This is a genomic window from Sphingomonas sp. BL2, from assembly GCF_056680015.1.
In genome coordinates this window covers 662,534-677,689 of record NZ_CM155261.1, presented here as the reverse complement: position 1 = coordinate 677,689, position 15,156 = coordinate 662,534, and the positions used below count along the sequence as shown (strand labels likewise).

14 protein-coding genes are annotated in these 15,156 nt (G+C 67.7%); 5 read left to right on the top strand and 9 right to left on the bottom strand.

Annotated features, from left to right (window positions below; translation table 11 throughout):
* The first annotated feature begins 24 nt into the window (after window positions 1-24).
* Both AC1ME3_RS03165 and mmsB read left to right on the top strand, forming a co-directional pair.
* Window positions 25-798 (top strand): enoyl-CoA hydratase, encoded by a 774-nt coding sequence (locus tag AC1ME3_RS03165; RefSeq protein WP_480954818.1) that lies wholly within the window; start codon window positions 25-27, stop codon window positions 796-798.
* A gap of 132 nt (window positions 799-930) precedes the next feature.
* A complete protein-coding gene (gene mmsB, locus AC1ME3_RS03160; protein WP_480954817.1) occupies window positions 931-1,800 on the top strand; it encodes a 3-hydroxyisobutyrate dehydrogenase in 870 nt (289 codons plus the stop codon).
* Window positions 1,801-1,824: 24 nt separating this feature from the next.
* Here the strand turns inward: mmsB and AC1ME3_RS03155 are convergent, their stop codons facing one another.
* The 9 genes from AC1ME3_RS03155 to AC1ME3_RS03115 form a co-directional block, all read right to left on the bottom strand.
* Window positions 1,825-2,220 carry an MAPEG family protein gene (locus AC1ME3_RS03155; protein WP_480954816.1) on the bottom strand — a complete coding sequence of 132 codons (396 nt, stop codon included), beginning with the start codon at window positions 2,218-2,220 and terminating at the stop codon, window positions 1,825-1,827.
* A 36-nt stretch (window positions 2,221-2,256) separates the two neighbouring features.
* On the bottom strand, window positions 2,257-2,475 hold the full coding sequence (locus AC1ME3_RS03150; protein ID WP_480954815.1) for a hypothetical protein: 219 nt from the start codon (window positions 2,473-2,475) through the stop codon (window positions 2,257-2,259).
* 85 nt (window positions 2,476-2,560) lie between these two features.
* Window positions 2,561-3,934, bottom strand: a complete 1,374-nt coding sequence (locus tag AC1ME3_RS03145; protein ID WP_480954814.1) for an MATE family efflux transporter — start codon at window positions 3,932-3,934, stop codon at window positions 2,561-2,563.
* Window positions 3,935-4,277: 343 nt separating this feature from the next.
* Complete coding sequence (locus AC1ME3_RS03140) at window positions 4,278-5,396, bottom strand: extracellular catalytic domain type 1 short-chain-length polyhydroxyalkanoate depolymerase (RefSeq protein WP_480954813.1); 1,119 nt, start codon at window positions 5,394-5,396, stop codon at window positions 4,278-4,280.
* A 98-nt stretch (window positions 5,397-5,494) separates the two neighbouring features.
* The gene (locus AC1ME3_RS03135) at window positions 5,495-6,748 is read right to left on the bottom strand and encodes an adenosylmethionine--8-amino-7-oxononanoate transaminase (protein ID WP_480954812.1); all 1,254 of its coding nucleotides are present in this window, start codon (window positions 6,746-6,748) and stop codon (window positions 5,495-5,497) included.
* Window positions 6,745-7,362 (bottom strand): dethiobiotin synthase, encoded by a 618-nt coding sequence (bioD, locus tag AC1ME3_RS03130; RefSeq protein ID WP_480954811.1) that lies wholly within the window; start codon window positions 7,360-7,362, stop codon window positions 6,745-6,747. Before bioD ends, AC1ME3_RS03135 begins: the two co-directional genes overlap by 4 nt.
* Window positions 7,359-8,480, bottom strand: coding sequence for an 8-amino-7-oxononanoate synthase (locus tag AC1ME3_RS03125; RefSeq protein WP_480954810.1), 1,122 nt, complete (start codon window positions 8,478-8,480; stop codon window positions 7,359-7,361). The genes bioD and AC1ME3_RS03125 overlap by 4 nt, the downstream gene beginning before the upstream one ends.
* Window positions 8,481-8,536: 56 nt before the next feature.
* Window positions 8,537-9,169 (bottom strand): 2-dehydro-3-deoxy-6-phosphogalactonate aldolase, encoded by a 633-nt coding sequence (locus tag AC1ME3_RS03120; protein WP_480954809.1) that lies wholly within the window; start codon window positions 9,167-9,169, stop codon window positions 8,537-8,539.
* Window positions 9,166-10,029 (bottom strand): 2-dehydro-3-deoxygalactonokinase, encoded by an 864-nt coding sequence (locus tag AC1ME3_RS03115; protein WP_480954808.1) that lies wholly within the window; start codon window positions 10,027-10,029, stop codon window positions 9,166-9,168. Before AC1ME3_RS03115 ends, AC1ME3_RS03120 begins: the two co-directional genes overlap by 4 nt.
* 159 nt (window positions 10,030-10,188) lie before the next feature.
* Between AC1ME3_RS03115 and AC1ME3_RS03110 the strand changes: the two genes are divergently transcribed.
* The 3 genes from AC1ME3_RS03110 (at window position 10,189) to AC1ME3_RS03100 (ending at window position 15,152) form a co-directional block, all read left to right on the top strand.
* Entirely contained in the window at window positions 10,189-10,914 is a 726-nt protein-coding gene (locus AC1ME3_RS03110) for a FadR/GntR family transcriptional regulator (protein ID WP_107954384.1), read from the top strand.
* 31 nt (window positions 10,915-10,945) lie between these two features.
* Window positions 10,946-11,887 carry a Gfo/Idh/MocA family protein gene (locus AC1ME3_RS03105; protein WP_480954807.1) on the top strand — a complete coding sequence of 314 codons (942 nt, stop codon included), beginning with the start codon at window positions 10,946-10,948 and terminating at the stop codon, window positions 11,885-11,887.
* 82 nt (window positions 11,888-11,969) lie between these two features.
* Complete coding sequence (locus tag AC1ME3_RS03100; RefSeq protein ID WP_480954806.1) at window positions 11,970-15,152, top strand: TRCF domain-containing protein; 3,183 nt, start codon at window positions 11,970-11,972, stop codon at window positions 15,150-15,152.
* Window positions 15,153-15,156 lie beyond the last annotated feature (4 nt).

Here is a 15,156-nt window from a genome sequence, read left to right as displayed (position 1 = left end):
CGCGGGGATACAAGGAGTAAGTGAATGACCTACGAAACGATCCTCGTCGAGCAGCGCGGTGGCGTCACGCTCGTCACGCTGAACCGGCCCCAGGCGCTGAACGCGCTCAATTCGCAGGTGCTCGCCGACCTGATCGCCGCGTTCGCCGCGTTCGATGCGGATGCGTCGCAGGGCTGTGCGGTACTGACTGGTAGCGCCAAGGCGTTCGCGGCGGGGGCGGACATCAAGGAGATGCAGTCGCAGGGCTTCGCGGAAATGTACGCGAGCAACTTCTTCGCGGGGTGGGAGAATTTCACGCGCACGCGCAAACCGATCATCGCGGCGGTCGCGGGCTATGCGCTCGGCGGCGGGTGTGAGCTGGCGATGATGTGCGACTTCATCCTTGCCGCCGATACCGCCAAGTTCGGCCAGCCCGAGATCAAGCTCGCCGTGTCCCCCGGCATGGGCGGATCGCAGCGGCTCACGCGCGCGGTCGGCAAGGCCAAGGCGATGGAGATGTGCTTGACCGGGCGGATGATGGACGCCGCCGAAGCCGAACGCTCGGGCCTCGTGTCGCGGATCGTGCCGGCGGATGAGCTGGTCGAGGAGGCGGTGAAGACGGCGACCACGATCGCCGCGATGGCGCCGCTGGCCGTGCTGGCGAACAAGGAAATGGTCAACGCTGCGTTCGAGACGGGGCTCGCGATGGGCGTCCAGTTCGAGCGACGGTTGTTCCACGGGCTGTTCGGGACCGCGGACCAGAGCGAGGGGATGGCCGCGTTCGTTGAGAAGCGCGCCGGGACCTGGACGGGGAAATGATCACCATTCCCCTCCCGCTTGCGGGAGGGGTCAGGGGAGGGGCCTGCCGCGACCACGCGCGACGTATTTGCGGCACCGCCCTCCCCCAACCCCTCCCGTAAACGGGAGGGGAGCAAGATTAGGAGAGAGAACATGGCACGGATCGGTTTCATCGGGCTCGGCAACATGGGCGGCGGAATGGCGGCGAACCTCGCCAAGAAGGGCCACGACGTTCGCGCGTTCGACCTGAGCGCCGACGCGCTGGGCAAGGCCAAGGCCGCCGGATGCCTGCCGGTCGCGTCCGCCGCCGAAGCCGCAGACGGTGCCGAGGCGATCGTGACGATGCTCCCCGCCGGCAAGCATGTCGCGGAGGTCTATGACATGCTGTTCGGGGTCGCGTCGCTGTCCGCGATCCTGATCGACTGCTCTACGATCGACGTCGCGACCGCCAAGCAGGTCGCCGCAGCCGCGCAGGCCAAGGGCCTCGTTGCGGTCGACGCGCCCGTCTCGGGTGGGATCGGCGCGGCGAATGCAGGCACGCTCACCTTCATGGTCGGTGGCTCGGCGGAGGCGTTCGACCGGGCGCAGGCTATCCTCGCCGACATGGGCAAGGCGGTCATCCACGCGGGCGGGAACGGCGCGGGGCAGGCGGCGAAGATCTGCAACAACATGATCCTCGGCGCGACGATGATCGCGACCTGCGAGGCGTTCGTGCTGGCGGAGAAGCTCGGGCTCGATGCGCAGGCGTTTTACGACATCGCCAGCGTGTCGTCGGGGCAGAGCTGGTCGATGACTACCTATGCACCGCTGCCTGGCATCGGTCCCGATACGCCCGCGGACCACGACTATCAGGGCGGCTTCGCGGCGGCGCTGATGCTCAAGGACCTGCGGCTCGCGATGGCGGCGGCGAAGGACACTGGTGCCGATACGCCGATGGGCGCGAAGGCGGCCGAGCGTTACGAGGCGTTTGCCGAGGCCGGGCAGGGCGGGCTCGACTTCTCGGCGATCATCCGCACACTTTGAGACAAGCGGGGGCGAGACTGCTTCTCAAAGGAAGCGGACCAGCATCAGCAGCAGGCCGAGGATCGACACCGTCCAGCACAGGCTGCGCACATATCTGATGCCGAACAGATAGAGCGGGATGTAGGCGATCCGCGCGCCGAACCAGAGCCATGCGCCGATCGCACCAAGCCCGCCAGTGCGATCGGTCACCGCCAGCCCTAGCGCGAGTGCGATGAAGACGGGATAGGTTTCCTGGAAATTCTTGAGCGCACGTTCGGCGCGGCCGGCCATCTCGCCGAGCGGCTTCTGCTCGCCGTCGCGCGGCCCAGCGTTCCAGTCTAGCCCTCGATCGCGCGTCGCTGTCTGCCCCTGGATCATGACGTACGCGAACAGCAGGACCGTCGACCAGCCCAGCAACAGCATTTCGGTAGGTAGCGTCATTAACGATCTCCGCAGCGCAGCGGGTTTCGAACGCCGCTATCCGCGCGAGGTTGCGCTCTGTCTCAGAGGAATGGCAAGCTGCTGGGCATCGCGGGCGCGGTGGAACGCCCGGTCTGCGTCGTCGATCGCGCCAAGCAACGCGCCGAAGCACGGCATCTCGTCGAGCGGATAGACGCGCGACAGGTCGTGGCCGAGCGCGAAAACGTCGCGCTGCGTGAGCAAACCGATCGCAACGATGCGGTCTTGATCAGGCATATGTCAGGCTCCGATTGTGTAACACACGTTAACACACTGGAGCGGTTATGTATCATTCTTGTCGGACAAAGAGACCAAGCGAGCCTTAGCCGAGGCCGAGCCGTTCGCGTGCTTGCCACCGGGCGATCATCAACACCGATACTACCGCCAATCCGGTCGCAAGCCCGGTCCAGATGCCGACCCCGCCCCAGCCGCGGGCAAAGGCGAGCCACGCGCCGACGCCGATGCCGATCCCCCAATAGCCGATCGCGGCGAAGATCATCGGCACCGTGGTATCCCCCAATCCGCGCAACATGCCTGCGCCGATCACCTGCGCGCCGTCCACCACCTGAAATATCGCAGCAACCGCGAGCAGAGAGATCGCGAGCGCGACGACCGGTGCGTTCGCAGGCGCATCGACGTCGAGGATGATGCCGATCAGCATTTGCGGGGCGAGGATCAGCAGCGCGGCGGTCAGCACCATGAAGCTCTCGCCGATCGCGAACGCTGCCCAACCTGCGCGCCCTATGCCAGCACGGTCGCCACGCCCTGACGCCAGGCCGACGCGGATCGTCGCCGCCTGCGCGATGCCGAGTGGGACCATGAACGTGACGCTGGCGATCTGGATCGCGATCGCGTGCGCCGCGAGCGGCACGGTGCCGAGCAGGCCCATCAGGAACACCGCGGCGATGAACACGGTGGATTCAAACCCGAGCGTAATCGCGATCGGCAGGCCGAGCTTCCAGACCGCGCGATATCGTGGCCAGTCGGCACGCCAGAACCGGCCGAGCAGGCGATAGCGACGGAACGGCTTGGCGTAGACGATGACCGCCGCCATTGCGACGAAGCTCAGGCCGTTGGCGATGCTGCTCGCCATTCCCGAGCCGAGCAGGCCGAGCGCGGGAAGGCCTGCGTGGCCGAAGATCAACAGCCAGTTGAGCCCGGCGTTGACGAGCAGCAGCCCGACCATCACGACCAGCGACCAGGCGGGTTTCTCGAGCGCGGCGACGAACGCGCGGAGCACGAGGAAGCAGAGGCTGGGCAGCATTCCCCACATTACCGCGCGCACGAACCTTGCGGCTTCGTGCGCGAGCAGCGGATCCTGGTCGAGCAGGTGGACGAGGATCGGCTCGGCGTTCCACAGCACGATCCACGATGGCAGGCAGAGCGTCGCGGCAACCCAGATCGTCTGGCGCACGGTCCGCCGGATATCGCGTACCGCATGCGGCCGCGCACCCCGCTCGCGCGCGATCATCGGGACGGCGGCGGTGGTGAGGCCCATCCCGAAGATCAGGAAGACGAGGTATAGGTTGAGGCCGAGCGTTGCTGCCGCCAGCGTGTCCGACCCGAGCCGCCCGAGCATCGCGACGTCGGTCGCGCCGACCAGCGCTTGGGCTAGGTTGGTCGCGACGAGTGGCCAGGCGAGTTTCAGCGTGGCGGCGAACTCGGTGCGCCAGGGGCGGGGCGGGGTGGACGTCATACGCTGGCTTTAGCCGGGTTGGGCGGCTTGTCGATTGCTCGCGTCGATCCCCGTGCTGGTAGAAGGCGACGCATGGGAGGACATGCAACGGATGTCGTCCATTCCTCCCCCTCCGTCAGGCTGATGCCTGCCACCCCCCCTGGCGGGGGAGGATCGATAGGGTGGACTATGGCGCGTAGATTGCGCGGTTGAGGCCGTCGAGGTTCTCACCAACTCCGTCATCCTGACGAAAGTCAGGATCCAGGATAACGAACGTCGTCCAATTTGGCTCTGGATCCTGACTCGGCAGGATGACGGGTGGAGTTTGGCGCGCGCTGACGTCCGACCCCCGCTAATCTCAATCCTACCGCATCAACCCAGCAGCGCGAAGGGCGTTCTCGATCGTCGCCTGAATACCGGCGGGGGCTTCGGCGCGGGGTTTCGATGTTGTCTTTGGCGAGACGGGGATAGCGATCTTCGCCACGCCTTCGACTCGTGCTGGCTTGACCGCAGTTTCCGCCTTCGCCGCCGCAATAAGACCCCAGGACTTGGCGATCACCGCCGTGCTCGAAATCCCGACGTCGAGCATGAAAGGCCCCACAGCCCCCAGTCGTTCGCCACGCAACGGATCGATTGGCGTGCCGTGGCCCATGCCGGGCACGGTCCAGTCCTCGACGACATCATGCCCCTCCGCGTCCGACCAGATGCGGTGGACGGTGGTGCCTAGGCGCTCCGTCCGCACGGCCTTCGCATCGACGCCGTGGACGCCGCGCCATTGCCGCGCGATCGTGTCCGCGTTCGCCACGCTCACCGTCGCGTCCGCGCCGCCGTGCCAGATCGCGAGCGTCGGCCAGCATCCGTCATGCCCGCGCGCGCCGCTGCGGACCATGTCGACCAGAGCGGTATCGCTGGTGTCGCCGTGCCCGCGCATCCGGTCGAGCGCCTGCGACACGCCGGTCGCGGTACCGTAGGCGAGCCCGCCGATCACCGCGCCACCCGCGAACAGGTCCGGGCGCGTGACCAGCATCGCCATCGTCATCGCGCCGCCCGCCGACAGCCCGGTGACGTACACGCGCCTGCGATCAAGGCTATGGCGCGTGATCATCGCCTCCGTCATCTGCGCGATCGATTCCGCCTCGCCGCCCGCTTGCGCGGTGTCTTCCGACGCGAACCAATTGAAGCAGAGGTTAGGGTTGTTCGCACGCGTCTGCTCGGGGAATACCAGCGCGAAGCCCGCGCGATCGGCGAGCTTCGACCAGCCTGATCCGTGGTCATAGCCCGCCGCGGTCTGCGTGCAGCCGTGCAGGACGACGACTATTGGCGCGCCCGGTGGGAGGTCGGCGGGAACGTAGCTGAAGCCCAGCAGTGCACCTGGATTGGTCCCGAACTCGGTCAGTGGCGTCAGGCGGCTGGGCGCAGTGTCGCGCGGGGTCGGTGCTCCGGCGCGCGCCATGCGGGCGAGGGTATCGGCGATGTTTCTCACGGTAATCGAGCCTTTCGTCGCCAGCGTACTCGGCCGCGATCTTATCTCAACGTCGCACGTACATCGTTTGTTGCTGCAGTGCAGCAAGAACGTCAGGATCAATGCCGGATTGCATCGCACGCTTCGGCGATCGCCGCGTAGATCCAGTCGAGATCGGGATCGTCGATGCAATAGGGCGGCATGACGTAGACGGTGTTGCCGAGCGGCCGGAGCAGCAGGTCGCGGTCGCGGAAGAAGGCGAGCAATTGCGGGCCGATTTGCGACAGATAGCCGTCCTCGCCGCGGAGTTCGACCGCGGTAAGGGTGCCGATCTGGCGCGCGTTGGTGATGCGGGGGTGGCGAGCGAGAGCTTCCAGCCGCGAGGTTTGGCGTGTGGCGAGGTCGGCGATCCGCTCGCGAACCGGCTCGTCGCGCCAGATCGCGAGGTTCGCGTTAGCGGCGGCGCAGGCGATCGGGTTTGCGGTGTAGCTCGACGAGTGAAAGAACATCCGCGCGCGGTCGGTGCCGTAATGCGCCTGGTAGATCGCCTCGGTCGCCATCGTCACCGCGAGCGGGATCGCGCCGCCGGTCAGCCCCTTCGACAGGCAGAGGATGTCGGGCACGACGCCCGCCTGTTCGCAGGCAAGCAAGGTCCCGGTACGACCCCAGCCGGTCATCACCTCGTCGGCGATGAACAGGACGTCGTGCGCTGCGCAGATCCGCCGCATCTCGGCGAGGATGTGCGCGGGATAGATGTACATCCCGCCCGCGCCGAGCAGCAACGGCTCGACGATAAACGCGGCGGGGTGTGCGGCGCAGGCGGCCTCGAGCGCGTCGAGCGTCGCCTGTTCGTGTCCAACGGCTGGGAAGGGGATGGTGCCGACGTCGAACAACAACGGCGCGTAGGCGCGGTTGTAGACGCCGCGCGCGCCGACCGACATCGCGCCGATCGTGTCGCCGTGATAGCCGTGTTCGAGCACCAGGATGCGGTGGCGATCCTCGCCGCAGTCGAGCCAGTAACCGAGCGCCATCTTCAGCGCACACTCGACGCTGGTCGAGCCTGAGTCCGAAAAGAACACGCGGGTCAATTCCGGCGGCATGATCGCGGTCAGGCCGCGCGCGAGGTCTTCCGCAGGCTGGTGCGTCCAGCCGGCGAAGATGATTTGGTCGAGCTTGCCCGCCTGTTCGGCGATGGCGGCCATGATCTTCGGGTTGGCGTGGCCATGTGTGGTGACCCACCAGGATGAGATCGCATCGACGATCCGCCGTCCGTCCGACGTGTAGAGCGCGGCGCCCTCGGCATGCGTGACGAGCGGGATGGGTTCGCGCAGGCCGTGTTGCGTGAAGGGGTGCCAGACGGGGGAGTTGCTCACCGGAACGCCTCCAAGTCGAAGTTCGCTGCGAATGCCTCGGCCAGGGTGGCGGCGTTGAGCGGATCGAGGCGAGGCAGGCGGCCGAGGCGGCGGACTTTCCCGAGCGTGGCGATGGTCGCCTCGCTATCCTCGACCGGATCGCCGACGAAGGCGATTCCGAGGATCGGGACGCCGCGGCTGCGCAGCGCCTCGATCGAGAGCAGGCTGTGGTTGATCGTGCCGAGCCCAGTGCGCGCGACGAGCACGACCGGCGTGTTCCACCGCGCGAACAGGTCTGCGAAGATCAACTCGCGCGTGACGGGGACCATCACGCCGCCCGCGCCCTCGACCACCAGCGGACCATCGACTTCAGGTAGCGCAAGCCGGTCCGGATCGATCGTCACACCGTCGATCTCGGCAGCGAGATGCGGCGAGCACGGCGTCGTCAGCCGGTATGCTTCGGGCAGGACGTGCTCCGCGGGAACGCCGAGTGTCACGACGGAAGCTGCGTCGCTGCCGTCCGCGAGCCCGGCCTGCACCGGCTTCCAGTAGCGCGCGCCGAGTGCCGCGGTAAGCCCGGCGGCGAACACGGTCTTGCCGATATCGGTGTCCGTTCCGGTAACGACGATCGTCATTGCAGCGCTTCCCCCATGACCTCGGCCAAAGCCTCGATATCCGCGACCGTCGCGTTCAGCGTCAACGAAATCCGCAACCGCGATCCGCCCTCGGGCACGGTCGGCGGCCGTATTCCGCGCACGTCGAACCCCGCCGCCTGGATCGCACCGGCGACGCGCATTGTCCGCGCGGCATCGCCGAGAATCAGCGGCAGGATCTGAGACCCCGTCGCCACGACGCCGTATGGTGCAAGCACGCGCTCCGCCGTGGCAACCAACGTCCAGAGCCTATCCCGCCGTGCCGGCTCGTCCGCCACGATCCGCAACGCTTCGCCGACCGCGAGCGCCATCAGCGGCGACGGTGCGGTCGAGAAGATGAACCCGCGCCCGCGATTGACGATGAACTCTCGCATCACAGCGGGCCCGCACAACAGCGCGCCCTCGCACCCCAGCGCCTTGCCGCAAGTCCGCAAGGTAATGACGTTCTCGCGCCCGTCGAGCGCTTCGGCCAGCCCGCGGCCGTCGGTGCCGAACACGCCTGTTGCGTGCGCCTCGTCGATCAGCAGGACGGCGTCGTGGCGGTCGGCAATCTTGGCGAGCGCTGCGAGCGGGGCCTGGTCGCCGTCCATGCTGTAGAGGCTCTCGATCGCGATCCACACGCGGCCGGTGCCGCCCGACGCGCGCCACGCGGTGATGGCGTCCTCGAAGGCGTCGGCATCGTTATGCGCGGCGGCGACGAAGGTTGCTCGGGTGAGCCGCATGCCCTCGTGCGCGCTGGCGTGGATCAGCGCGTCGTGGACGATCAGGTCGCCGCGTTGCGGCAGCGTCGCGAACAGGATCGTGTTGGCGACATAGCCGCTCGCGAAGAACAGCGCGGCCTTAGTCCCGAAGAACTGCGAGGCGTCCGCCTCCAGCGCCTCATGCTCGGGCGCATTGCCGCGCAGCAACCGCGACCCGCCCGAACCGACCGCGACGCCGCGCTGCAACGCATCGGTCATCGCGCTACGCAGCCGGTCCGATCCGGCGAGTCCGAGATAGTCGTTCGAGGCGAAGTCGACGCCCGTACGCGGCCGGAGCGATCGGTACCGGTCGGCAGCCGTAAGTCTGGCGAGGTCTCGTTCCTGTTCGGCAAACATCATCCCGCCGCCCTAAACCCTGCGCGCCGCGAAGACGATCCCTGTGTCCAGTCTTGGGTCTAACCCGCGTTCCACGTCTCGATGAACGTCTTCGCGCGTGCGCCGACGTCCGCTGCGGACATACCGGGTGCGAACAGGGCCGAGCCCAGCCCGAAGCCAGCCGCGCCGGCCCTGCGCCAATCCGCCATCAGTTCCGGCGCGATCCCGCCGACCGGCAGCACGCGCGTTTCCTTGGGGAGGATCGCCCGCATTGCCTTGAGCACAGCAGGACTGGCGGCTTCGGCGGGGAACAGCTTCAATGCGGCTGCGCCGGCGTCGAGTGCAGCGAATGCCTCGGTCGGCGTGGCGATGCCGGGGAGCGCGACATAGCCACGCTCCGCCGCTGCGGCGATCACGCGTACGTTCGCGTTGGGGGCGATGATCAGCGTGCCGCCCGCGGCGCCGACCGCCTCGACGTCCTCGACGCGCAACACTGTGCCCGCGCCGACGACCGCGCGGCCCTCGAACCGGCGCGCCAGTCGGGCGATGCTGTCGAGCGGGTCGGGCGAGTTCATCGGCACTTCGAGGATCGTGAAGCCCGCCTCGACCAAAGCCTCGCCGATCGCCTCGACCTCGTCGGGCTTCACCCCGCGGAGGATCGCGATCAGCGGGCATTTCGCGAAGGCGTCGTCAAAGGCTTGGCGGTTGGTCATGCGGCGAGATCCTGGATGCGGGTGATGCCGGCCACGAACGCGGCCTGACTGTCTATATGGTGCGACGTGCCGCCGAGCGCATCGATCGCGCTGGCGTACAGCGCGCCGAGGGCCGGGTCGGCGAGAATGTGGACGGTCGCGCCGGCCTCGATACGCGCGGCGGTGTCTGCGCCGATCAGTAGCCCGCTCGCGAACGAGGCGGCGTGCGCATCGTCGGCAAGTCCGAGTACGCCGCGCGCGCGGATCGCGAACAGGCTGGCGGCAAGATCGCGTTTCGCGCCTTCCGCGACACCTTCGAGAAAGGCGGTGCCCGGCTCGACTGGATGGCCGAGCTGGCGCGACAGGACACCGTGCGCGCGGAGCAGGGCGAACAGCTCGCCGGTCATTGCCGTGGTGAACTGCGTGATCCTGCCGCCCCCGACGGTCGCCCATTTGCAGTGCGTGCCGGGCTGGCAGAGCAATGCGTCCGTCGGTACCAGCCCCGCGGCAACCGCCCCCAGCAGCTGCACCTCCTCGCCGCGCATCACGTCGGCATGCAACCCGTCGCGGTACGACAGTCCGGGGACGATCGCGGTCCAGTCGTCGATCCGGTCGAGCGCGGCGGCAACGTCTGCAAGTCCTGCGGGGGCGGCGACATAGGGCACGCTACGCCAGCCGATGTTCGATCCGACCATCCCCGCGAGCAGCATCGGCAGGTCGCCCAGCCGTTCGCGGATACCCGCAACCTCAGCATCGTACTCGCCGGCCGCTACGGTCGCGGCCCCGCGGTCGTCGCGCTCGGTCACGACGACCGTACCGTCCTCGATCCGGAACGCGCGCCGATTGGTGGTGCCCCAGTCGACTGCAATGAAAGGCTGCATAACTCTACCTCGACGTCGTCGCGAGCTTGACGGTTTCACCTGTATCCGCCCGCATTGTCGCTAATTGTACGATGAATGCGGCAAGCCTTCCACCGGATATCGTTGCGGCGCGTTGCAAGACGCGTGACACCAGGAGCGCGTTGCGCCAAAACCCGGCCGATGGCGACCGATACGACAGACACCGACGTTCTTCCGGCCACCGCGATCTTGGGCCGTAATCTGACGCATGGTATGCTCGACACGCTAGGCCGGGCGATCGTCACCGGACGCTATGAAAACCGTCCGTTCCCGACCGAAGCGGAGATCGCCAAGACGCATGGCGTGAGCCGATCGGTGACCCGGGAGGCGGTCAAGATGCTGACTGCGAAGGGCCTGGTCAGCGCACGTCCCCGGCAGGGGACCGTCGTACAGCCGGCGAGCTCATGGAACCTGTTCGATACCGACGTGCTACGCTGGACGCTGGAGCGCAAGTTCTCGGTCGAGTTGTTGCGGCACTTCAACCAGTTGCGCGTCGCGATCGAACCGGAGGCCGCTGCCTTGGCGGCGCGGTTCGGCGACGCCGCGGACGAGGCGGCGATCCGCAACGGGCTGGCGCAGATGGAAGCCGGCGAGGCGGGAACGACTGATCCGCTCGAGGCCGATATCGCGTTTCACATGGCGATCCTGCGCGCGTCGAAGAACCCGTTCTACGCGCAGTTCCAATCGGTGGTCTCGACCGCGCTGCGGACGTCGATCCGCTTCACCAACCGGATCAAGGGCCGTTCCGCCAATATCCCCGATCACGCCGCGGTGGCGGACGCGATCATCGCACGTGACCCCGCCGCGGCGCGGATCGCGATGACGCGGATCATCGGCGACGTGCTGACGCTGATCGGCGACGAGTAAGCACCGTTATACTGTAACTGAGAGGGTTTTAATGGCGACCGAGGCAAAGTCCGCAAAGCCGATCCGGCTGGCGATCATTGGCGTTGGCAAGATCGCACGCGACCAGCATCTGCCGGCGATCGCGAACGATCCGCGCTTCGAACTGGTCGCGGCGGTCAGCCGTAATGCGGTGGTCGACGGCGTCGACAATTATCACGACATCGCCGAACTGCTCGCGGCCGGGCATGACCTCAATGCCGTGTCGATCTGCACGCCGCCGGTCGGACGGTCGGCGATCGCGATGGCGGCGCTCGATGCCGGACTGGACGTGATGATGGAAAAGCCGCCTGCCGCGACGCTGTCCGAGGTCGCGCGTATCGAGGCGCATGCGGTTGCCGCTGGCCGCTCGCTGTTCGCAACCTGGCATTCGCGCGAGGCGGCCGGCGTCGCGCCGGCGCGCGCATGGCTCGCCGATCGCGCGGTCGAGCGCGTCACCATCGCATGGCGCGAGGATATCCGGCGCTGGCACCCCGGCCAGGACTGGATTCTGGAAGCGGGCGGGTTCGGTGTGTTCGATCCGGGCATCAACGCGCTGTCGATCGTGACCGAAATCCTCCCCGGCGACTGGGTCGTTCACCGTGCGGACCTGCAGGTGCCGGAAGGCCGCATGTCGCCGCTGGCTGCCGATATCGATCTCACCTGTGGCGACATCCCCGTCACGGCGGCGTTCGACTTCCTTCACGAAGGCCCGCAGCAATGGGACATCATCGTCGAGACTGACGGTGGTACGCTCAAGCTGAGTATGGGCGGCGCGATCCTGGATATCGACGGCACGGTCACCGAGGCCACGGATGCCGAATATCCCGGGCTCTATGCCAAGTTCGCGGCACTCGTCGGTTCGCGCTCCAGCGATGTGGACGTCACGCCGCTGCGTCTCGTGGCGGACGCGTTCCTGGTCGGACGGCGTACGATCGTTCCCGCCTTCGAATGGTGATCGAATACCCTGATCGAGGATAGTATCGCCGGAACGCACGCTGCCGACATCACGTTCATCCTCGAAAGAAGGATGCGTGTCGGTGCTTCAGGTCAGTCAAGACGTCGAGAATATGGATATTGCGCCAGCGATTGCGGCGAAGCCTAGCGCAGTGGCACCGCTGGCGGCGGCTATCGTCGAGCGCTTGTCTGACGGGAACCTCGTCTACGTCGCGGCGGACGATCAGCGTGCGACCGAGATCGCGACCATCGCCGCGGCGCTTGCGCCCGATGCGCTGGTCGTCCACGTGCCGTCGAGCGATGCGCTGCCGGGCGACGACGCGCCGGCATCGCCTGCCAATGTCGGACGTCGCGTGGCGGCGTTGCGGCGGCTGCGCGCGGGGGCCGAGATTAAGGCGGCACCGATCCTGGTGGTGACGACCGCCGAGGCGACTGCGGTACGCTATCCGCCGCCACCGATGTTCGACGTGGCACCACCGCGGCTGCAGGTCGGCGATCCGATCGACATCGAGGCGTTTGCCGCGATCGCCGAGGAGGTCGGCTACCTGACCGACGATCGGATCGACGAACCCGGCGAGATCGCGGTACGCGGTGGCGTGATCGACGTGTTCCCCGCCGATCGCGAAACCCCGGTCCGAATCGAATTCGCCGATGGACGCATCACGGGGTTGCGTGATTACGATCCGGTGTCGCAGCTCGGCCTGGGCGACGTCGACGTCGTCGAGATCGGTCGCGCGACCGAACCCGCGGTCGAGAAGGGCGTGACGATCCTCGCGCACCTACCGGATGCGGCGGTCGCGTTCGACCGGGATGCGGAAAAGCGGCGCGATCGGTTTCTTGCCATCGCCGCGGATGGCCTACCCCGACGTCGTGCCTCCGCCGATCTGGTCCTCGACAAAGTCTGGGCAACCGAAATCTCGAAACGTGAAACGGCCGCGTTCGACGTCGGTAATGAAATGCCCCCGCGATTCATCGAACGGCGCGATCCGGCGCGTGCGTTCGCCCGGTTTGCCAAGGACGCGCTCGCGGATGGGCGTCTGCTCGTCGTGGGATCGCCGCGCGACCTGCGGTTCCTCCAGCCCAGGCTCGAGCGGGCGGCGAAGGTCACCTTTACGTCGGTCGATCGCTGGACGGATGTCGTTTCGGCCAAGCCCGGCACCGCGATGTTGCTGGTCGCCCCGGTCGATCGCGGGTTCGTCGCGAGCGGGACCGCGGTCGTTGCCGGCGCGGACCTGCTCGGTGGGCGGGCGCGGGGTGACGAGATCGCAGGCGGCAGCGCCGGCATGCTGCCGGGACTGACGAGCGAGCTGCGATGCGGCGACGTGATCGTCCACGAGGAGTTCGGGATCGGCGTCGTCCGCGGGCTCGAGATGCTGCCGGGGACCGACGGCGACGCGATCATCCTCGAATATGCGAAGGAAGGCCGCCGCCTGGTGCCGGTGCGCGAGGCCGACCGGATCTGGCGGTATGGCGCGGAGATCGACGCGGTCACGCTCGATTCGCTCGACGGCGCATCGTGGCAGAAACGGCGTGGCGCGATCGATGCCGCGATCGCCGAAAGCGCGCGGGATCTGGCCGCGATCGCTGCGGAACGCGACGCACGGACGACCGATCCGATCGAGCCCGACCGCGCCCGCTACGAGAAATTCGCCGCCGGCTTCGCCTTCACCGAGACGCCGGATCAGGCAAAGGCGATCTCGACGACGCTGGCTGACCTTGCGAGCGGCAAGCCGATGGACCGGCTGATCATTGGCGATGTCGGCTACGGCAAGACCGAGGTCGCGTTGCGAGCCGCTGCTGCGGTTGCGCTGGCCGGGCGCCAGGTGGCGATTGCCGCACCAACGACGGTGCTGGTCCGCCAGCATATCGAGACGTTCTCGAAGCGCTTCGAGGGGACCGGCGTGGCCGTCGCCGGCCTGTCGCGGCTGTCGAGCACTGCGGAGAAGGCACGGGTTCGGGCGGGGCTTGCGGACGGATCGATCGGCGTCGTGATCGGCACGGGGGCGATCGGCGGCAAGGGCGTCGCATACAAGGATCTCGCGCTCGTCGTGATCGATGAGGAGCAAAGGTTCGGCGCGGCTGACAAGGCCAAGATGCATGCGCTGGGGGCGGGGCACGTCCTGACGCTGAGCGCGACGCCGATCCCGCGCACGCTGCAATCCGCGATGATCGGGTTGCAGGGCTTGTCGGTCATCGCCACCCCGCCGGCACGTCGCCAGCCGATCCGCACGTCGGTCGCGCAGTTCGACGATGCGACGGTGCGCGCGGCGCTGCGTCGCGAGCGGGCGCGCGGCGGACAGAGCTTCGTCGTGGTGCCGCGGATCGACGACATGGCGCCGCTAGCCGCCAAGCTGGCCAAGCTCGTGCCCGAACTCGGGCTGGTGCAGGCGCACGGGAAAATGCCGGCGGGGGAGATCGACGAGGCGATGGTCTCGTTCGCGGCGGGCGACGGCGACGTGCTGCTCGCGACCAACATCATCGAGGCCGGGCTCGACGTGCCGCGCGCGAACACGATGATCGTGCATCACGCGGACCGGTTCGGGCTGTCGCAGCTGCATCAGTTGCGAGGGCGGGTCGGCCGCAGCGGACGGCGGGGGCAGGTGATGCTGCTGACCGACGGCGAGGCGACGATCGCCGAGGCAACGCTGAAGCGGTTGCGGACGCTGCAGGCGTTCGACCGCCTGGGCGCGGGCTTTGCGATCAGCGCGCGTGACCTCGATCTGCGAGGTGCGGGCGATCTGGTCGGCGAGGCACAGGCGGGTCACATGAAGCTGATCGGGATCGACCTGTACCAGCATCTGTTCGGCCGCGCGTTGCGGCTGGCGCGGATCGACCGCGAAGGCGGTGCGCCGATCGACGACTGGACTCCCGAGCTGCACCTCGAACTGGGCGGCAGCCTTCCCGAAGCGTGGATCCCCGAAATGGAGGTCCGGATGTCGCTCTATGGCCGGCTTGCGCGGCTTGAGGATGTCTCGGCGCTCGACCTGTTCGAGGCCGAGCTGGATGATCGATTCGGCAAGGCGCCCGAGGCGGCGCTGCGACTGTTGCAGGTGGCGCGGATCCGGATGATGGCGCGTGAGGCGGGCGTACGACAGATCGACGCGGGTCCTGCGGCGATCGCGTTCACGCCGCACGACCGGACTGCCGCAAAACCGCTCGACGACCTGGTCGAGAAGAACGGGCGCTGGATCGCCGCCGAGGGCATTGCCGACCCGATCACGCGGGCAGGGCGGATCGAGGAGCTGCTGGACGCGCTGATCGGCTAGGCGC

Coding starts and splice junctions, on each gene's coding strand:
- AC1ME3_RS03165 (WP_480954818.1), top strand. CDS start 25: ATGACCTACGAAACGATCCTCGTCGAGCAGCGCGGTGGCGTCACGCTC.
- bioD (WP_480954811.1), bottom strand. CDS start 7,362: ATGACGATCGTCGTTACCGGAACGGACACCGATATCGGCAAGACCGTG.
- AC1ME3_RS03155 (WP_480954816.1), bottom strand. CDS start 2,220: ATGACGCTACCTACCGAAATGCTGTTGCTGGGCTGGTCGACGGTCCTG.
- AC1ME3_RS03110 (WP_107954384.1), top strand. CDS start 10,189: ATGGCGACCGATACGACAGACACCGACGTTCTTCCGGCCACCGCGATC.
- AC1ME3_RS03125 (WP_480954810.1), bottom strand. CDS start 8,480: ATGATGTTTGCCGAACAGGAACGAGACCTCGCCAGACTTACGGCTGCC.
- mmsB (WP_480954817.1), top strand. CDS start 931: ATGGCACGGATCGGTTTCATCGGGCTCGGCAACATGGGCGGCGGAATG.
- AC1ME3_RS03150 (WP_480954815.1), bottom strand. CDS start 2,475: ATGCCTGATCAAGACCGCATCGTTGCGATCGGTTTGCTCACGCAGCGC.
- AC1ME3_RS03120 (WP_480954809.1), bottom strand. CDS start 9,169: ATGACCAACCGCCAAGCCTTTGACGACGCCTTCGCGAAATGCCCGCTG.
- AC1ME3_RS03145 (WP_480954814.1), bottom strand. CDS start 3,934: ATGACGTCCACCCCGCCCCGCCCCTGGCGCACCGAGTTCGCCGCCACG.
- AC1ME3_RS03115 (WP_480954808.1), bottom strand. CDS start 10,029: ATGCAGCCTTTCATTGCAGTCGACTGGGGCACCACCAATCGGCGCGCG.
- AC1ME3_RS03105 (WP_480954807.1), top strand. CDS start 10,946: ATGGCGACCGAGGCAAAGTCCGCAAAGCCGATCCGGCTGGCGATCATT.